Origin of the sequence: Streptomyces sp. V3I8 (genome assembly GCF_030817535.1) — a bacterium.
In the GTDB taxonomy this organism is placed as follows: Bacteria; Actinomycetota; Actinomycetes; order Streptomycetales; family Streptomycetaceae; genus Streptomyces.
Window position 1 is genome coordinate 4,448,268 of the sequence record NZ_JAUSZL010000002.1, and the last position, 15,590, is coordinate 4,463,857.

Here is a 15,590-nt window from a genome sequence, read left to right on the forward strand (position 1 = left end):
CACCTCGTTCCGCCAGATGGTTCTCTGGGATCGAGCGGGTGAGGAACTGCGTGAAAACGGGGGCGGACATGGCACGGCACGGCAACGGGCAGGGCTGGTACGGCAAGGCGATCGGGGCGGCGCTCGGAGTGGCGGTGCTCGCCGCCGGCGCCTCCATGTGGACCGCGCAGGCCGGTACCGTGAGCGAACCGTCACCGAAGGTGACCGCGTCGGTCAAGCCGGTCGCGGTGACCATCGCGCACTCCTCGGACAAGGGGGCCCGCGGCCTCAACATCACCATCGACGACGGCCCCGACCCCGTCTACACCCCGCAGATGCTCGACGTGCTGCGGGAACACGGGGTGAAGGCCACGTTCTGCATGGTGGGAACGCAGGCGCAGGCCCACCCGGACCTGGTGAAGAAGGTGGTCGCGGCCGGGCACCGGCTGTGCGACCACTCGGTGTCGCACGACACCTCCATGGACAAGAAGTCCCAGGAGTACCAGTCGCAGCAGATACTCAAGGCCGAACGCATGATCACCGAGGCCTCCGGGGGCGTACGGCCGATGTACTACCGGGCTCCCGGCGGCGCGTTCACCCCCTACAGCCGCAAACTGGCCGCCTCCCGCGGCATGCGCCCGCTGGGCTGGAACGTGGACACCAAGGACTTCGAGGGGCCGAGCGCGGACACCATCGTCGCCACCGTCGAGCGGGAACTGCCCAACGGGCCGACGCTCCTCTTCCACGACGCGGGCGGCGACCGCACCCAGACCGTCGAGGCCCTGCGCCGGCTCCTCCCCCAGCTCGAGGAGCAGGGCTACAGCTTCGGCTTCCCGGTGCGCTGATCCGCCTGGTCCGGCCGTGAGGTATCTCACGGCCGGACGGCGCCGGATGCCGGTCCGGACCGCATGGCGGGAGTGGCTCTGTGAAGGTGATCCTCTTCGGGGTGACCGGGGTGACCGGGGTGGCCGGGGTGGCCGGGGTGGCCGGGGTGACCGGGGTGGCCGGGGTGACCGGGGTGGCCGGGCGCGGAGTCCTGCGCGAGTGCCTGCGGGACGCGGCGGTCGGGGCGTGCTCGTCGTCGGCCGTACGCCGGTGGGGGTCACGCACCCGAAACCGCGCGAGGTCCTGCGCGCCGACCTCACGGACCTCGGCGGGCTCGAGGGCGAGTTCTCCGGGTACGACGCCTGCTTCTTCTGCCCCGGCGTCCCGTCGGCGGGCATGAAGGAGACCGCGTACCGCGAGGTGACGTACGGCCCCACGCTCGCGGTCGCGCGCTCCCTGGCCGCCGCGAGTCCGGGACCGACCTTCTGTCTGTTACGTGTCCGGGCAGGGGACCGATCAGCACCGCGCGCGGGCGGGTGATGGCGGGCGGGTGATGTGGGCGCGGGTCAAGGGGGAGACGGGGAACGCGCTGCCGGCACTGGAGGGCGTGGACGCGTACCTGTTCCGGCCGGGGCTCGTCCGGCCGCTGCACGGGATCAGGTCCAGGACGCGGTCGTACCGTGTGGTCCACGCGGTGACCGGCCGCCTGCTGCCGGTCCTGCGGAAGCCGGCGCCCCGGTCGCTCACCACGACGGAACAGGCCGGCCTGGCGATGGTCGCGGTGGCCCGTGGCGGGCCCGGGGAGCGGGTGCTGGGGACCGCGGAGATCAACAGGCTCGCGGGGGCGTGAGGGGCGCTTCTGCCGCGCTCCGAGGCGCGGGACGGGGCGCGGTGGGGCGCGCCGGTGGGGCGAGGTGGTGGGCCGGTGGGTCCGGCCGAGGTGGTGGGCCGGGGGCGGGACAGGTGCCCCGGCCGTGGTGGCCGGCCGGGGCGCGGGGCCGTGGTGGCCTGTGTCAGGCGGCCTTCGACGTGAACTGCTCCGCGAGGGTCCGGCCCTTGGCGGCCGCGTCCTCCAGGGCCTTGGCGCGGGACGCCTCGGCGAGCGGGACCAGCTCCGCCATCGCCGGGACCTGCGAGGCCATCGTGAGCTCCGGGACGATGAACTCGACGTCCAGGCCGAGCATGTCCTTGAGGACGGCCTCCAGGTAGTTCCGCACGTACTCGTAGCCCTCACGGGGCGTGCCCGGCCCGTAGGCGCCGCCGCGGCTGGCCACGATGGTGACCGGGGTGCCCTTGGCGGTCGGGGTCTCACCGGCCGTGCGGCCGACGACGATCACGTTGTCCAGCCACGCCTTGAGGGTCGAGGGGATCGAGAAGTTGTACATGGGCGCGCCGATCAGCACGGCGTCCGCCCCCTCCAGCTCCTCGATGAACTCCAGGCGCCGGGCGAAGGCCGCGGCCTGCTCCGGGGTGTGCTCCGAGGGGTCGGTGAAGGCGGCGGTGTGACCGTCGGCCGAGATGTGCGGGACCGGGTTCGCGTAGAGGTCGCGGTAGACCACCGTGCCCTCCGGGTGCTCCTCCTCCCAGGCCTTGCGGAAGGCGTCCGTGACGGCGCGGGACGCCGAGGCGGAACCGGGGAGGACGGACGAGTCGATGTGCAACAGGGTGGCCATGGGATCTCCGGATGAGTGTGCTCGAAAAGGGCTTCGCTTTAGTACGTCACTATCAATAACACAGGAGCTTACTTTTTTTCATCCCCAAGTCGGGAAGACAGTACTCTGAGGGCATGGCGCTGCAGGAAAACCACGACGCTGCGTCGTGCCGACGGGTCGACGACGGCATCACCCGCGTCTTCCAGGTGCTCGGTAAACGCTGGACGGGCCCGATCGTGGCGGTGCTCCTGCCCGCCCCCGTGCACTTCGCCGACCTGCGCCGGGCCATCCCCGGCATCAGCGAGCGCATGCTCTCCGACCGGCTGACCGAACTGGCGGGCGTCGGAGTGGTGGTGCGCGAGGTCGACGAGGGCCCGCCGCTGCGCGTCTCCTACCGCCTCACGGAGGCCGGCTCCGCGCTGGAGCCCGCGCTCACCGAACTGGGCGCGTGGGCGGAGAAGTACCTGACGGAGGAAGGCCGTTGCCCGGAGCGGTTCCGGAAGTAGCGGTCGAGGGCCCGGGGGCAGCGGCGAGGGCCCGGGGGCAGCGGCGGTGGCCCGGGGGTAGCGGCGGTGGACCGGGGGTAGCGGCGGTGGACCGGGGGCTGTGCCGGGGGCGTCCGCCCGGACTGAGCTGTGGGTTTCCACAACCGGGGAGTTGTCCACAGGGGCGCACGCGGATCGGCGGCCGGGGGTACGGTCGTCACGCATTGATGTTCGTGCGTGACGGTGTTCGTGTGCGGGGGAGGCGGTTCGGGGTGAGTGGTACCGGTGGTGCGGTGGCCGAGGCGATGAGGATCCCGGCGGTGCGCGGGTTCGCGGGCCGGCCGGCGGAGGGCTCGCCGAAGAAGGAGGGCAAGGCGCTGCGGGAACGCGTTCCGCGCAGCGCGCACGCGTCGCTCGACCCGGACGGCGACCGCCCGGACGCGGTGACGGCCGTCGAGAAGTCCGGTCTCGGCCGCATCCCCGAGCTGACCCCCATACGGGTCGGCAGGATGGCGGCCACCCCGTTCGCCTTCCTGCGCGGCTCGGCCGGCCTCATGGCGCACGACCTGGCGCGTACGCCCGTGACGGGCATCGGCGCCCAGATCTGCGGCGACGCGCACGCGGGCAACTTCGGCCTGTACGGGGACGCGCGCGGCGGCCTCGTCATCGACCTGAACGACTTCGACGAGACGGTGCACGGACCGTGGGAGTGGGACCTCAAGCGCCTGGCGACCTCGCTGGTGCTGGCCGCCCGCGAGGCGGGAGCCGACGAGGACACCTGCCTGGAGGCCGCCCGGTTCACGGCCGGTTCCTACCGGCGCACGATGCGGCTGCTCGCCAAGCTGTCGGCGCTGGACGCGTGGAACGCCATCGCGGACGAGGAGCTGGTCTCGCACGCCGACGCCCGTGACCTGCTCGGCACGCTGGAGCGGGTCTCGGAGAAGGCGCGGGCCAACACCAGCGGGCGATTCGCGGCGAAGTCGACACAGAGCGTCGAGGGCGGCGGACGCCACTTCGTCGACGCCCCGCCCGTGCTGCGCCGCGTCCCGGACGGCGAGGCGACCGCGGTCGCGCTGGCGCTGGAGGAGTACCTGGGCACGCTCTCCGCGGACCGCCTCCCGCTCCTCGCCCGGTACGCGGTGCACGACGTCGCCTTCCGTGTGGTCGGCACCGGCAGCGTGGGCACGCGCTCGTACGTGGTGCTGCTGCTGGACCACCGCGAGGAACCGCTCGTCCTCCAGGTGAAGGAGGCTCGCGCGTCCGTCCTGGTGCCGTATCTGGAGGCGGCCGGTTTCCCGGTGCCGGAGGTCGGGCACGAGGGCCGCCGGGTCGTCCTCGGCCAGAAGCGCATGCAGGTCGTCAGCGACAACCTGCTCGGCTGGACCACGGTCGAGGGCCGGCCCTTCCAGGTGCGCCAGTTCCGCAACCGCAAGGGCAGCGTGGATCCCGCGGCGCTGGCCGCGGACCAGATGGACGACTACGCCCGCATGACGGGGGCGCTGCTGGCACGGGCGCACGCCCACAGCGCCGACCCCCGGCTGCTCGCGGGGTACTGCGGCAAGAACGATGAGCTGGACGAGGCGATAGGCACGTTCGCGGTGGCGTACGCGGACCGTACCGAGGCCGACCACGCGGACCTGGTGACGGCGGTGCGCTCGGGACGGATCGCCGGCGAGCTGGGGGTCTGACCGGGCCAGCCGGGCTGACCAGTCTGGCTGGCCCGGCCGGTCCGGCTGGTCTGAGACCGGTCCGGCCGGCCGGGCGGGCACCCGGCGGGGCGGCCGAGCCCGGTGTGCGGGCCGTTGTTCCGGGCGGGTTCGGGTGGCGGCCGTAGCCGTGGCCTAGGCTGGGCGGGTGACGACCCCGGAAGCTGAGCAGCCCCCGTCCGAGCCGCAGTCCGAGCCCCCGTCCGAGTCCTCCGCGGAGCGGTTCGGTGACGACTCGCGTGCCGCCGAGCCGACCGACGGGCCGTCGAGCGGGCCGGCCGCCGATCCGGTCGTCGAGGACGGTGCCGGACCAAGTGGTGACGCGGCGGGCGCGGAGGGTGCGACGGCTGCGGCGGACGGGAGTGACGCCGAACCCGCTGCCGAATCCGCCGCCGAACCCGCTGCCGAATCCGCCGCCGGACCCGCCGCCGGACCCGCTGCCGAATCCGGTGACGAGGGGGGCGAGCGGCCCGAGGCGCGGCTGGAGCGGGCCGTGCGGGCGGCCGAGCAGGCGCTGATCGAGTTCGAGATCGCGGTGGAGACGTTCCGGATCGAGGTGGAGAACTTCTCCCGGCTGCACCACCAGCGGCTCGGGCCGATGTACTCGCGGCTCGACGAGCTGGATGCGCAGATCGCCGAGGCGCGGGCCGCGAGCACCGGTGACCCGGAGGACGTGCGCAAGGCGCAGGAGGCCCGGGCCAGGGTCATGCCGATGCCGGGCATAGAGGAGCTGTTCCACAACTGGCTGGACTCGGACGGGCTGTCCCCGGAGGCCTCGGCCATGCTGACCGAGCAGCCGGTGCGTCCGCCGGAGCGGGTGCGGCCCAGCGACGAGGCCCGCAAGCTCTACCGGGAGCTCGTCCGCAAGGCGCACCCCGACCTGGCGCAGGACGACACGGAGCGTGCGCGGCGCGACGAGTTCATCGCCCGCGTCAACGCCGCCTACGCCCGCGGGGACGTGGCACTGCTCCGGGAGCTGTCCGGGGAGTGGGCCGCCGGTCCGGTGTCCGAGGAGTGGCGGCCGAGCCGCAGCGAGGAGCTGTACGCGCGTCTCGAGTGGCTCGCCCAGCGCAAGGAGCTGCTGGCGCTCGTGGCCCGCGAACTGGAGGAGAGCGCGATCGGCGGGATGCTCAAGATCGCGCCGGACGACCCCGACAAGCTGCTGGAGGAGGTCGCCGAGCAGCTGCTGGCGCAGGTGAGCGAGCGCGAGGCGGAGCTGGCGGGACTGCTCGGCAGCGAGGCCTGAGGAGTCTTCGGTCCCTGCCTCCCGCTCCGGCCGGCCGGCATGTGTGAGGCGTCGGTCGGGTAGCGTCGGGGCCATGAGTTTCGGAGCTGGCGTGCCCACGGTCGAGGTCGGGGATCTCGCGGACGGAGATTTCCTGCTGGACGTCCGGGAGGACGACGAGTGGCAGGCGGGTCACGCCGAAGGGGCACTGCACATCCCCATCAGTGAATTCGTGGCCCGGTACGGCGAGTTCACCGAGGCGGCGCCGCAGGACGGCCGGGTCCACGTGATCTGCCGCTCCGGCGGCCGGTCGGCGCAGGTCGCGATGTACCTGAACCAGCAGGGCGTCGACGCGGTGAACGTCGCGGGCGGCATGCAGGACTGGGCGGCCGGGGGCCGCCCCGTGGTGAACACGGAGGGCAAACCGGGCTTCGTGCTGTAGCTGTAGCTGTAGCGGACCCGTCATCCCAGGGGGTGTGCCGCCAGCAGGTCGCCCAGGTACTCCTCGTGTGCCGCCGCCGGGCCGAGCGCGAGCTCCAGGTGCTTGGCCCAGGCGTGGTACCGGTGCAGCGAGTAGTCCGTGTCCGCGCCGAAGCCGCCGTGCAGGTGCTGGGCGGTCTGCACGACCCGGCGTACGCCCTCGGAGGCCCAGATCTTGGCGACGGCCACGTCACCGGACGCGGGCAGCGCCCCGCCCGCCCCCGTGCTGATCCGCCACGCGGCCTGCCAGAGGGTCGCCTCCATCGCCCGCAGGTCGATGTAGCGGTCTGCGGCCTGCACGGCGACGGCCTGGAACGTGGCGACGGGGAAGCCGAACTGCTCCCGCTTGCCGGTGTATTCGCTGGTCATGCCGAGCACGGCCTCGCCCAGACCGAGCGCCAGTGCGCAGGTCCCGGTGGTCAGCAGGTTGCGCAGCTCCTCCCAGGCACCGTCGGCGTCCAGGACGTACCGGGCGGGGATCCGTGCGGATTCCAGGTGGAGTTCGCCGAGCGGCTCGCCCGTCGTCGAGACCTGCCCGGCGATGCGCGTGCCCGGGTGGCCGCGGGGGACGAGGGCGAGCACGGCGCGGCCCGAGCCGGCGCTCAGCGCGGGTACGAGGACGAAGTCGGCGTTCCGCGCCCAGGGCACGGCCGTCTGCAGTCCGTCCAGCACCCACGCGTCGCCCTCCTGGCCCGCGGTCACGGCGAGTTCGGCGCCGTCGTGGCCGGTGCGCCCGTGCGCGGCGACGGTCAGCACCAGCTCGCCCCGGCCGGCCCGTTCGAGCAGCTCGGTCCGCACCTCCCCGCTGCCGTGGGCCTGTACGGCGACGGCGGCCGCCGTGCTCTCCAGCAGGGGCACCCGGGCGAGTACCTTCGCCGACTCCCGCAGGACCAGGCACAGGGCGACGGCGTCCAGGCCGGAGCCGCCGTGGCGCGCGTCGAACAGCAGGCCCAGCAGGTCGGCGTCGGCGAGCCGTGCCCACAGGACGCGGTCGAAGTCGTCCGCGACGGCGCCCTTGGTCAGCGCGGGACTCGGCACGGAGTCCGGGGCGACCCCCGCGAAGACCGCCTTCGCCGCTTCCACGGCCGCCCGCTGTTCTTCGCTGAAGCTGAAGTCCATGGTTCTGTCCTCCCGGCTGATCCGTCCGGTCCGGCGGAGCGTCAAGATAGAACAGGTTCTAGAAGAAGGGAACGGTGCGGGGCCGGGCACCGTCCGCGGACGGTGGGGCGCGGGGTCGTAAGGTGTCCACCGCTGTGGATGTCCTCGTGACCGCTGCGCCCCCTGGGACTGTGCCGGGCCGGTGAGTCTGAGTACCGTTCCGGTGCGGCCGTCGCGGGACGGGCGGCGACAGCCGCGGACATCCGGCACGCACCGGACGCACAGACACACAGACACACAGACACACAGACACACAGACACACAGACACACGGACACACAGATACGCAGGCATGGGGAGACGGGGCGCAATGGACGCGTACGACGAGGGTCCGGACGCCCGGCCCGTGCCGGGTGCGCCCGATGCCGCCGCCCCGCCGCACTCCACGGCCGCCCTTCCTCCCGCCGGCCTCGCCGCCCTGTCGCTTCCCTTCCAGATCGCCGCCGCGCTGGCGCTCGCGCTCGTCGCGGTGGTCGCCTGCGTGCACCTGGGCATGGTCTTCCTGCACGTCGCTCCGTCGAACACGGTCACCAAGCAGCACGGGCGGGCGATCGACGAGTGGGTCTACCCGGAGTTCGAGCAGAACTGGAAGCTCTTCGCGCCCAATCCCCTGCAGCAGAACATCGCGGTCCAGGTCCGTGCCGAGGTGAAGGCGACGGACGGTGCCGTCAGGACGACCCGCTGGTACGACCTCTCCGCGGCGGACGGCCGGGCCATCGACGGTAACCCGCTGCCCAGCCACACCCAGCAGAACGAACTGCGCAGGGCCTGGGACTTCTTCGTCGCCACGCACGACGGCGCGAACCGCCCGAACGGTCTGCGCGGCGACCTCTCCGAGCGCTATCTGCGCCGGATCGTGGTCCTGCGACTGGACCGGGCGGGGGCGGGCGGCCCGGACGCCGTCGTCCAGCAGGTCCAGGTCCGCTCCCGTACGACCAACGTGCCGCCGCCGCAGTGGAGCGAGGAGCAGGTGTCCGACAAGCCGGTCCTGCGGCAGCTGCCCTGGTGGCAGGTGGCGGAGAACGACCGGGCGGCCGGAACACGGCCCGTGAACGGTACGGAGACGGCGGCGAGTGCCCGATGAACGACCACGACAGCAGGGCCGGCAACGTCAGCAGGGCCGGCAACGTCAGCGGTGATGGCGGTGGCGGCGGTGGCGGCGGTCCGGTGGGCGCTCCCGGCCCGCACCGCGTAAGCGGTCCCGGGCGGCCGGCGCGCGTCGTCGCCCGGCTCACCGGCCAGGCGCTGGGCCCGTACCAGAGCGCGGTGATCCGCATCGGGTTCGCCGGGACCTGGCTGCTCTTCCTGCTCCGGGAGTTCCCGCACCGCCAGGAGATGTACGGGCCCGACGGACCCTGGAGCTGGGACCTCGCGCAGCAGCTCACCGCGAGCAACCACGCCTTCACGGTCCTGATGTGGGCCGACAGCCAGGTCTGGTTCGAGACCGTCTACGCGTTCGCCGTGCTCTCCGGCGTCCTGTTCCTGCTCGGCTGGCGCACCCGCACCATGTCCGTGCTCTTCCTGCTCGGCGTGCTCTCCCTGCAGAACCGCAGCATCTTCATGGGGGACGGCGGCGACAACGTCATCCACCTGATGTCGATCTACCTCGTCCTCACGCGCTGCGGCCAGGTGTGGTCGCTGGACGCGCGGCGGGCACGCGCGCGTGCGGACCGGGCTCATGCTGACCAGGTCCCTACGGACCGGACCGGTGCAGACCGTACCGGTACGGACCGGACCGGTGTCGTGCTGTGGGCCGTGCTCGGGTCGGCCCTGGCGGCGGTCACGCTCGCGGGGAAGATCGACGGCGGGTTCGCGGGCGGCTGGCGGACCGTCCTGTGGGGGCTGTGGGTGGTCCAGGGCCTGTGGTGGCTGGCCGGCCGGTACACCCGGAGCGTCCAGCCGCGGATCTTCCTCGACGTCGTCGCCAACCTCCTCCACAACGCGGCCCTCTTCGTCATCATGGCGGAGGCGTGCCTGATCTACGCGACCGCCGGCTGGTACAAGGTCCAGGGCTCGCGCTGGCAGGACGGCACGGCCGTGTACTACCCGCTGCACCTCGACTACTTCTCCCCCTGGCCCGTCCTGTCCGACCTCCTGTCCGCGAGCGGCGTCCTGGTCATGCTGGTGACGTACGGGACGGTGATCGCGCAGGTCGCCTTCCCGTTCACGCTGTTCAACCGGCGGGTCAAGAACGTGCTGCTGGCGGGCATGATGACCGAGCACGCCGTGATCGCCCTCGTGCTGGGCCTGCCGTTCTTCTCGCTGGCGATGATCGCCGCCGACGCGGTCTTCCTGCCGACGTCCTTCCTGCGCCGCCTCGGCGGACGGACGGCCCGCGCGCGCGGACGCCTGGCACGCGCGCGCGGACGCCTGTCGTCCCGCGTCGCGCGTACGCGCCTGGGGCGTACGCTCCCGGGGCCGCGCGAGGAGGCCCCGCGCCCCGCGGAGACGCCGAAGGCGGCGGAGACGGTGGAGCAGCCGCACGTAGGCTTCGCGCCATGACGTCCCGTGACCCCGAGCCCGTGAGCACCTGGCACCGGCTCGCCGACACCGCCGTGCTGCTCGACGGCTTCCATGCCCTCAAGCACGCGGTGCGTTTCGGGGCCGAGGTGCGGGTGGCGGTCACCACCGACCGGGCGGCCGCGCTCGCCCTCGCCGACGAACTCGCCCCGGACGTACGGGACACGCTGGACGCCCTGCTGGCGGAGGTCCCGGAGTCCGCGTACCGGGCGCTCGTGCCGCGTCCGCATCCGACCGCGGTGGCCGCGCTCGCGGTGCGGCCCGTGCGTGAGGCCAACCTGCGGGCGCTCGCCCGCACGCCCCGTACCGCGCCCGTGGTCGTCCTCGACCAGCCGCGCAACCTCGGGAACGCCGGGGCGGTGATCCGGCTCGCGGCCGGTTTCGGGGCGACCGGGGTCGTCACCACCGGTCCGCTCGATCCGTGGCACCCCACGGTCGTGCGGGGCGGGGCGGGGCTGCACTTCGCCACCGCCGTGGAGCGGCTGGCCGTGGACGAGCTGCCCGCCGGGCCGGTGTTCGCGCTCGACCCGGAGGGGGAGGACATCCGGGGGCTGAAGCTCCCGGACGACGCGGTTCTCGCCTTCGGCTCGGAGCGCAGTGGGTTGTCGGCCGCCCTGCGGGGGCGCAGCGACCACCTGGTCTCCCTGCCCATGCGGGCGCAGGTGTCCAGCTACAACCTGGCCACCAGTGTGGCGATGGCGCTGTTCCACTGGAGTGCGGCGTAGGACTGCGGAGCGGCGGAGCGGCAGGGTGGAGTGGGGTGCGTGGTCGGGTGCGGGGCCGTGGGGCTGGTTCGCGCAGTTCCCCGCGCCCCTCAGGGGCGCCTGAGGCGCCCCTGAGGGGCCCTTGACGGGGCCCCTCAGGGGCCGGGCTCAGGCCTCGCTGCGGATCTCCACCACCCGGAAGCGGTTGGACACGAATGCTCCGTCGCACAGGGCCGCGTTGGCCGCCGGGTTGCCGCCCGAGCCGTGGAAGTCGGAGAAGGCGGCCGTCTGGTTGACGTACACCCCGCCCGTCAGGTTCAGGGAGAGCTGGGCCGCCTCGTCCAGGCAGGCCTCGCGGACGGCGTCCTCGACGTCCTCCGAGGTCGTGTACGCGCCGACGGTCATCGCGCCCTTCTCACGGACGGTCCGCCGCAGCAGCTCCACCGCGTCGGCGGCCGAGTCGACCGCGACGGCGAACGAGACCGGACCGAAGCACTCGCTCATGTAGGCGGCCTGGTCGTCCGGCTTGCCGCCGTCGAGCTTCACGATCACCGGGGTGCGGACCACCGCGTCCGGGAACTCCGGGTTCACGATCTCCCGCGAGGCGAGGGCCGCTTCGCCCAGCCCGGCGGCGGCCTCGATCCTGGCCTTCACGTCCGGGTTCACGATCGCGCCCAGCAGGCCGTTCGCCCGGGCGTCGTCCCCGAGGAGCCCGTCGACCGCCCGGGCGAGGTCGGCGACCACCTCGTCGTACGACCTGGGGCCCTCCTCCGTACGGATGCCGGCGCGCGGGATCAGGAGGTTCTGCGGGGTGGTGCACATCTGGCCGCTGTAGAGCGACAGGGAGAAGGCGAGGTTGGACAGCATCCCCTTGTAGTCGTCCGTCGACTCCACGATCACCGTGTTGACGCCGGCCTTCTCCGTGTAGACCTGCGCCTGGCGGGCGTTGGCCTCCAGCCAGTCGCCGAACTCCGTCGAGCCGGTGTAGTCGATGATCCGGATCTCGGGCCGGGTGGCCAGGGTCTTGGCGATGCCCTCGCCGGGGCGCTCCGCGGCCAGCGCCACCAGGTTCGGGTCGAAGCCCGCCTCGGCGAGCACCTCGCGGGCGACCTGGACGGTGAGCGCGAGCGGCAGCACCGCGCGCGGGTGGGGCTTCACCAGCACCGCGTTGCCCGTGGCCAGCGAGGCGAACAGGCCCGGATAGCCGTTCCACGTGGGGAAGGTGTTGCAGCCGATCAGCAGCGCGACACCGCGCGGCACCGGGGTGAACCGCTTGGTCAGCGCGAGCGGGTCGCGCTTGCCCTGGGGCTTGGTCCACTCCGCCGTGTCGGGGGTGCGGACCTGCTCCGCGTACGCGTACGCCACCGCCTCCAGGCCGCGGTCCTGGGCGTGCGGGCCGCCCGCCTGGAACGCCATCATGAAGGCCTGGCCGCTGGTGTGCATGACCGCGTGCGCGAACTCGTGCGTGCGGTCGCTGATCCGCTTGAGGATCTCCAGGCACACCACCGCGCGCGCCTCCGCGCCCGCGTCGCGCCACGCGCGCTGTCCCCGCCGCATGGCGGGCAGCAGCGCGTCGACGTCCGCGTGCGGGTACGTGACGCCCAGCTCGATCCCGTACGGCGAGACCTCGCCGCCCACCCAGTCGTCGGTGCCGGGCTGGTCCAGGTCGAGCCGGCCGCCCAGCAGGGCGTCGAAGGCGGCCCTGCCCTCGGCCGCGCCCAGGCTGCCGTTCTCCCCGTACGCCTTGGGGTGCTCGGGGTGCGGCGACCAGTACGCGCGCGTACGCATCGCTTCCAGCGCCTGGTCGAGGGTCGGCCGGTGCTGGGCGATGAGCTCGTGCGTGGTCAGTGCGGCGGCGGCCATGCGGAACCATCTCCTCGTTTCATGAACTCTTCGTCGAGCTCAGGACCTGGCGGTCCAGCTCATGACCTGGGCAGAAACAGCCGGACAGGGTTAGAGTAACCGAACGATCGGTCGGGACAAGGGGGTCCGCCGAACCTGTGGAAAACCCCGTGCGGGAGGATCGCGAGCATGACAGCACTCGACCTCGCCGGCCCGGTGGCCGTCGTCGGCACCGGCACCATGGGCCAGGGCATCGCCCAGGTCGCACTCGTCGCGGGCCACCCCGTGCGGCTGTACGACACCGCACCCGGCCGTGCCCGGGCGGCGGCCGAAGCGATCGGCGCCCGTCTCGACCGGCTCGTCGAGAAGGACCGGCTGACCGGCGCCGAGCGCGACGCCGCGCGGGCCCGGCTGCACCCCGCCGAGAGCCTCGCCGAACTCGCCGACTCAGGGCTCGTCCTCGAAGCCGTCCTGGAGCGGCTGGACGTCAAACAAAAGCTGTTGCGCGAGCTGGAGGACGTCGTCGGGGACGACTGCCTGCTCGCCACCAACACCTCCTCCCTGTCGGTGACCGCGATCGGCGGCGCCCTGCGCAACCCCGGCCGCTTCGTCGGGCTGCACTTCTTCAACCCCGCGCCGCTGCTGCCCCTGGTGGAGGTCGTCTCCGGGTTCGCGACCGACGTCACGTCGGCCACGCGCGCGTACGGGCTGGCCCGCGCCTGGGGGAAGACGCCGGTCGCCTGCGCCGACACCCCGGGCTTCATCGTCAACCGCATCGCGCGGCCCTTCTACGCCGAGGCCTTCGCGGTCTACGAGGCGCAGGCCGCCGACCCCGCGACCGTCGACGCGGTCCTGCGCGAGTCGGGCGGCTTCCGGATGGGCGCCTTCGAACTGACCGACCTGATCGGCCAGGACGTCAACGAGTCCGTCACGCGCTCGGTGTGGGAGGCCTTCTTCCAGGACGTGCGGTTCACGCCCTCACTGGCCCAGCGCCGGCTCGTCGAGTCGGGCCGGCTCGGCCGCAAGACCGGGCACGGCTGGTACGACCACGGGGCCGACGGCGAGCGGCCCGAGCCGCACACCGCCGAGAAGGTCCAGCCACCCGCCTACGTCGTCGCCGAGGGCGACCTGGGCCCCGCGCCGCCGAACTGCTCGCGCTGATCCGCGAGGCGGGTATCCAGGTCCGCGAGGACGAGGAGGACCACGGCACGCGCCTGGTGCTGCCGAGCGGCGGCCAGCTGGCCCTCGCGGACGGGCAGACCGCCGTCGAGTTCCGCGACGTCGTCTACTTCGACCTGGCGTACGACTACCGCGGGGCGACCCGGATCGCCCTGTCCCACTCGCAGGACACCCAGACGCAGACCCTCGCCGAGGCCACCGGCCTCTTCCAGGCGCTCGGCAAGGACGTCAGCGTCATCGGGGACGTGCCCGGTCTGATCGTCGCCCGCACGGTGGCCCGCATCATCGACCTCGCGCACGACGCCGTCGCCAAGGGCGTGGCCACCGAGGAGGACATCGACACGGCGATGCGCCAGGGTGTCAACTACCCGCTCGGCCCCTTCGAGTGGAGTCGCAGGCTCGGCAGGAGCTGGGCCTACGACGTCCTGGACGACCTGCACCTGCGGGACCCCTCGGGCCGCTACGCCCCGTCCCTGGCGCTCTACCGCCACGCGTACGCCTCCGAGAAGCGTGAGGGCACCCCGTGACCACCGCCAGGCGCGACACCTACACACCGCAGACGCTGCTGTCCGTGGCCGTACGGGTCTTCAACGAGCGCGGTTACGACGGCACCTCCATGGAGCACCTCTCCAAGGCGGCCGGCATCTCCAAGTCGTCGATCTACCACCACGTCACCGGCAAGGAGGAGCTGCTGCGCCGGGCCGTCAGCCGGGCGCTCGACGGCCTCTTCGGGATCCTCGACGAGGAGCACGCGCGCGAGGGGCGTGCCGTGGAGCGCCTGGAGTACGTCACCCGGCGCATGGTGGAGGTCCTCACCGCCGAACTGCCCTATGTGACGCTGCTGCTGCGCGTGCGCGGCAACACCGGCACCGAGCGCTGGGCCCTGGACCGGCGCCGGGAGTTCGACCACGAGGTGGCCGCGCTCCTGAAGGCGGCGGCGGCCGACGGCGACGTACGCGCCGACCTGGAGGTCCGCCTGGCGACCCGGCTGGTCTTCGGGATGATCAACTCGATCGTCGAGTGGTACCGCCCCGACGGGCGCGGCATGGCCGAGCGCGAGGTCGCCGACGCGGTGGTGCTGATGGTCTTCGGGGGACTGCGGCGCCAGGGCTGAGCGCGCCGCCCGGGCGCGGGGCGGCCCGTCGGCTTCCGCCGGGGGCGGCGTTCACGCCTGCGGCTCCAGGTCCTCCTCCTCGAACACCAGCAGCGTGCGGGTGCTGAGCACCTCGGGGATGGCCTGGAGCCGGGTCAGCACCAGCTCGCGCAGGGCCCTGTTGTCCGGCGAGTGCACCAGGAGCAGCACGTCGAAGTCGCCGCCCACCAGCGCGATGTGCGAGGCCCCGGGGAGCGCCCTGAGCTGCTCGCGCACCGTGCGCCAGGTGTTCTGCACGATCTTGAGGGTGATGTACGCCGAGGTGCCGTGCCCGGCGCGCTCGTGGTCGACGCGGGCCCCGAAGCCGCGGATCACGCCGTCCTCGACGAGGCGGTTGATGCGCGCGTAGGCGTTGGCCCGGGACACGTGGACGCGCTCGGCGACGGAGCGTATCGAGGCGCGGCCGTCCGCCTGGAGCATCCGCAGAATGTCCTGGTCGATGGAGTCGAGCGGGCGCGGCGGCGGCACGGACGGGCCGGGGTCGGGCCCCTCGGCCATTTGTTCAGGTGCCATGTCCCCCCGCCTCCCTGCCATGGACGTACTGCATCCATCTCAGGCTGTGCAGAACCGTTTGTCCACAGCCTGGAGGTGCCTGTAGCCAAAATGTGCCGACGACCGAACAATCGGTAGGTGAGGCGCGTCACTCACGGCGGCCTCCCGAAGCGACTCCCACGAGGAGGTGC

General features: G+C 72.9%; 15 protein-coding genes and 1 pseudogene. 12 read left to right on the plus strand and 4 right to left on the minus strand.

Translation table 11 applies throughout. The annotated features are described in order from the left end of the window. The first annotated feature begins 68 nt into the window (after positions 1 to 68). From QFZ75_RS19745 to QFZ75_RS19755, 3 genes are all read left to right on the plus strand, one after another. A complete protein-coding gene (locus QFZ75_RS19745) occupies positions 69 to 824 on the plus strand; it encodes a polysaccharide deacetylase family protein (RefSeq protein ID WP_307538715.1) in 756 nt (251 codons plus the stop codon). Between the two features lie 199 nt (positions 825 to 1,023). Continuing rightward, complete coding sequence (locus QFZ75_RS19750; RefSeq protein WP_307538717.1) at positions 1,024 to 1,344, plus strand: hypothetical protein; 321 nt, start codon at positions 1,024 to 1,026, stop codon at positions 1,342 to 1,344. Then, on the plus strand, positions 1,301 to 1,654 hold the full coding sequence (locus QFZ75_RS19755) for a hypothetical protein (RefSeq protein WP_307538719.1): 354 nt from the start codon (positions 1,301 to 1,303) through the stop codon (positions 1,652 to 1,654). Before QFZ75_RS19750 ends, QFZ75_RS19755 begins: the two co-directional genes overlap by 44 nt. 163 nt (positions 1,655 to 1,817) lie before the next feature. On the opposite strand, the gene QFZ75_RS19760 is transcribed toward QFZ75_RS19755, so the two are convergent. Then, positions 1,818 to 2,477, minus strand: coding sequence for an FMN-dependent NADH-azoreductase (locus tag QFZ75_RS19760; RefSeq protein WP_307538720.1), 660 nt, complete (start codon positions 2,475 to 2,477; stop codon positions 1,818 to 1,820). A gap of 113 nt (positions 2,478 to 2,590) precedes the next feature. Between QFZ75_RS19760 and QFZ75_RS19765 the strand changes: the two genes are divergently transcribed. The 4 genes from QFZ75_RS19765 (at position 2,591) to QFZ75_RS19780 (ending at position 6,314) form a co-directional block, all read left to right on the plus strand. Next, positions 2,591 to 2,962, plus strand: a complete 372-nt coding sequence (locus QFZ75_RS19765; RefSeq protein ID WP_307538722.1) for a helix-turn-helix domain-containing protein — start codon at positions 2,591 to 2,593, stop codon at positions 2,960 to 2,962. Between the two features lie 284 nt (positions 2,963 to 3,246). After that, the gene (locus QFZ75_RS19770; RefSeq protein ID WP_307544607.1) at positions 3,247 to 4,629 is read left to right on the plus strand and encodes a DUF2252 domain-containing protein; all 1,383 of its coding nucleotides are present in this window, start codon (positions 3,247 to 3,249) and stop codon (positions 4,627 to 4,629) included. Between the two features lie 166 nt (positions 4,630 to 4,795). Beyond that, a complete protein-coding gene (locus QFZ75_RS19775) occupies positions 4,796 to 5,893 on the plus strand; it encodes a J domain-containing protein (RefSeq protein ID WP_307538724.1) in 1,098 nt (365 codons plus the stop codon). A gap of 91 nt (positions 5,894 to 5,984) precedes the next feature. Beyond that, positions 5,985 to 6,314 (plus strand): rhodanese-like domain-containing protein, encoded by a 330-nt coding sequence (locus tag QFZ75_RS19780; RefSeq protein WP_307544609.1) that lies wholly within the window; start codon positions 5,985 to 5,987, stop codon positions 6,312 to 6,314. Between the two features lie 20 nt (positions 6,315 to 6,334). On the opposite strand, the gene QFZ75_RS19785 is transcribed toward QFZ75_RS19780, so the two are convergent. After that, complete coding sequence (locus QFZ75_RS19785) at positions 6,335 to 7,471, minus strand: acyl-CoA dehydrogenase family protein (RefSeq protein ID WP_307538726.1); 1,137 nt, start codon at positions 7,469 to 7,471, stop codon at positions 6,335 to 6,337. Between the two features lie 348 nt (positions 7,472 to 7,819). Here QFZ75_RS19785 and QFZ75_RS19790 point away from each other — a divergent pair, with 348 nt between their 5' ends. Genes QFZ75_RS19790 through QFZ75_RS19800 form a run of 3 tightly spaced genes read left to right on the plus strand, consistent with a single transcriptional unit; the run spans position 7,820 to position 10,754 of the window. Continuing rightward, a complete protein-coding gene (locus tag QFZ75_RS19790; protein ID WP_307538727.1) occupies positions 7,820 to 8,593 on the plus strand; it encodes a DUF5819 family protein in 774 nt (257 codons plus the stop codon). Continuing rightward, positions 8,590 to 10,011, plus strand: coding sequence for an HTTM domain-containing protein (locus QFZ75_RS19795; RefSeq protein ID WP_307538729.1), 1,422 nt, complete (start codon positions 8,590 to 8,592; stop codon positions 10,009 to 10,011). The genes QFZ75_RS19790 and QFZ75_RS19795 overlap by 4 nt, the downstream gene beginning before the upstream one ends. Continuing rightward, positions 10,008 to 10,754, plus strand: coding sequence for an RNA methyltransferase (locus QFZ75_RS19800; protein WP_307538731.1), 747 nt, complete (start codon positions 10,008 to 10,010; stop codon positions 10,752 to 10,754). The genes QFZ75_RS19795 and QFZ75_RS19800 overlap by 4 nt, the downstream gene beginning before the upstream one ends. 147 nt (positions 10,755 to 10,901) lie before the next feature. Here QFZ75_RS19800 and paaN read toward each other — a convergent pair whose 3' ends face one another. After that, positions 10,902 to 12,596 carry a phenylacetic acid degradation protein PaaN gene (paaN, locus tag QFZ75_RS19805; protein WP_307538732.1) on the minus strand — a complete coding sequence of 565 codons (1,695 nt, stop codon included), beginning with the start codon at positions 12,594 to 12,596 and terminating at the stop codon, positions 10,902 to 10,904. Between the two features lie 168 nt (positions 12,597 to 12,764). Here paaN and QFZ75_RS19810 point away from each other — a divergent pair. Together QFZ75_RS19810 and QFZ75_RS19815 are read left to right on the plus strand one after the other, a co-directional pair. Continuing rightward, a pseudogene (locus tag QFZ75_RS19810) lies at positions 12,765 to 14,281 on the plus strand (3-hydroxyacyl-CoA dehydrogenase). Then, positions 14,278 to 14,868, plus strand: coding sequence for a TetR/AcrR family transcriptional regulator (locus QFZ75_RS19815; protein ID WP_307538735.1), 591 nt, complete (start codon positions 14,278 to 14,280; stop codon positions 14,866 to 14,868). Before QFZ75_RS19810 ends, QFZ75_RS19815 begins: the two are co-directional and overlap by 4 nt. A gap of 51 nt (positions 14,869 to 14,919) precedes the next feature. Here QFZ75_RS19815 and QFZ75_RS19820 read toward each other — a convergent pair whose 3' ends face one another. After that, positions 14,920 to 15,420: an Lrp/AsnC family transcriptional regulator gene (locus QFZ75_RS19820; protein ID WP_373465900.1), complete on the minus strand. Its 501-nt coding sequence runs from the start codon at positions 15,418 to 15,420 to the stop codon at positions 14,920 to 14,922. Positions 15,421 to 15,590: the final 170 nt, after the last annotated feature.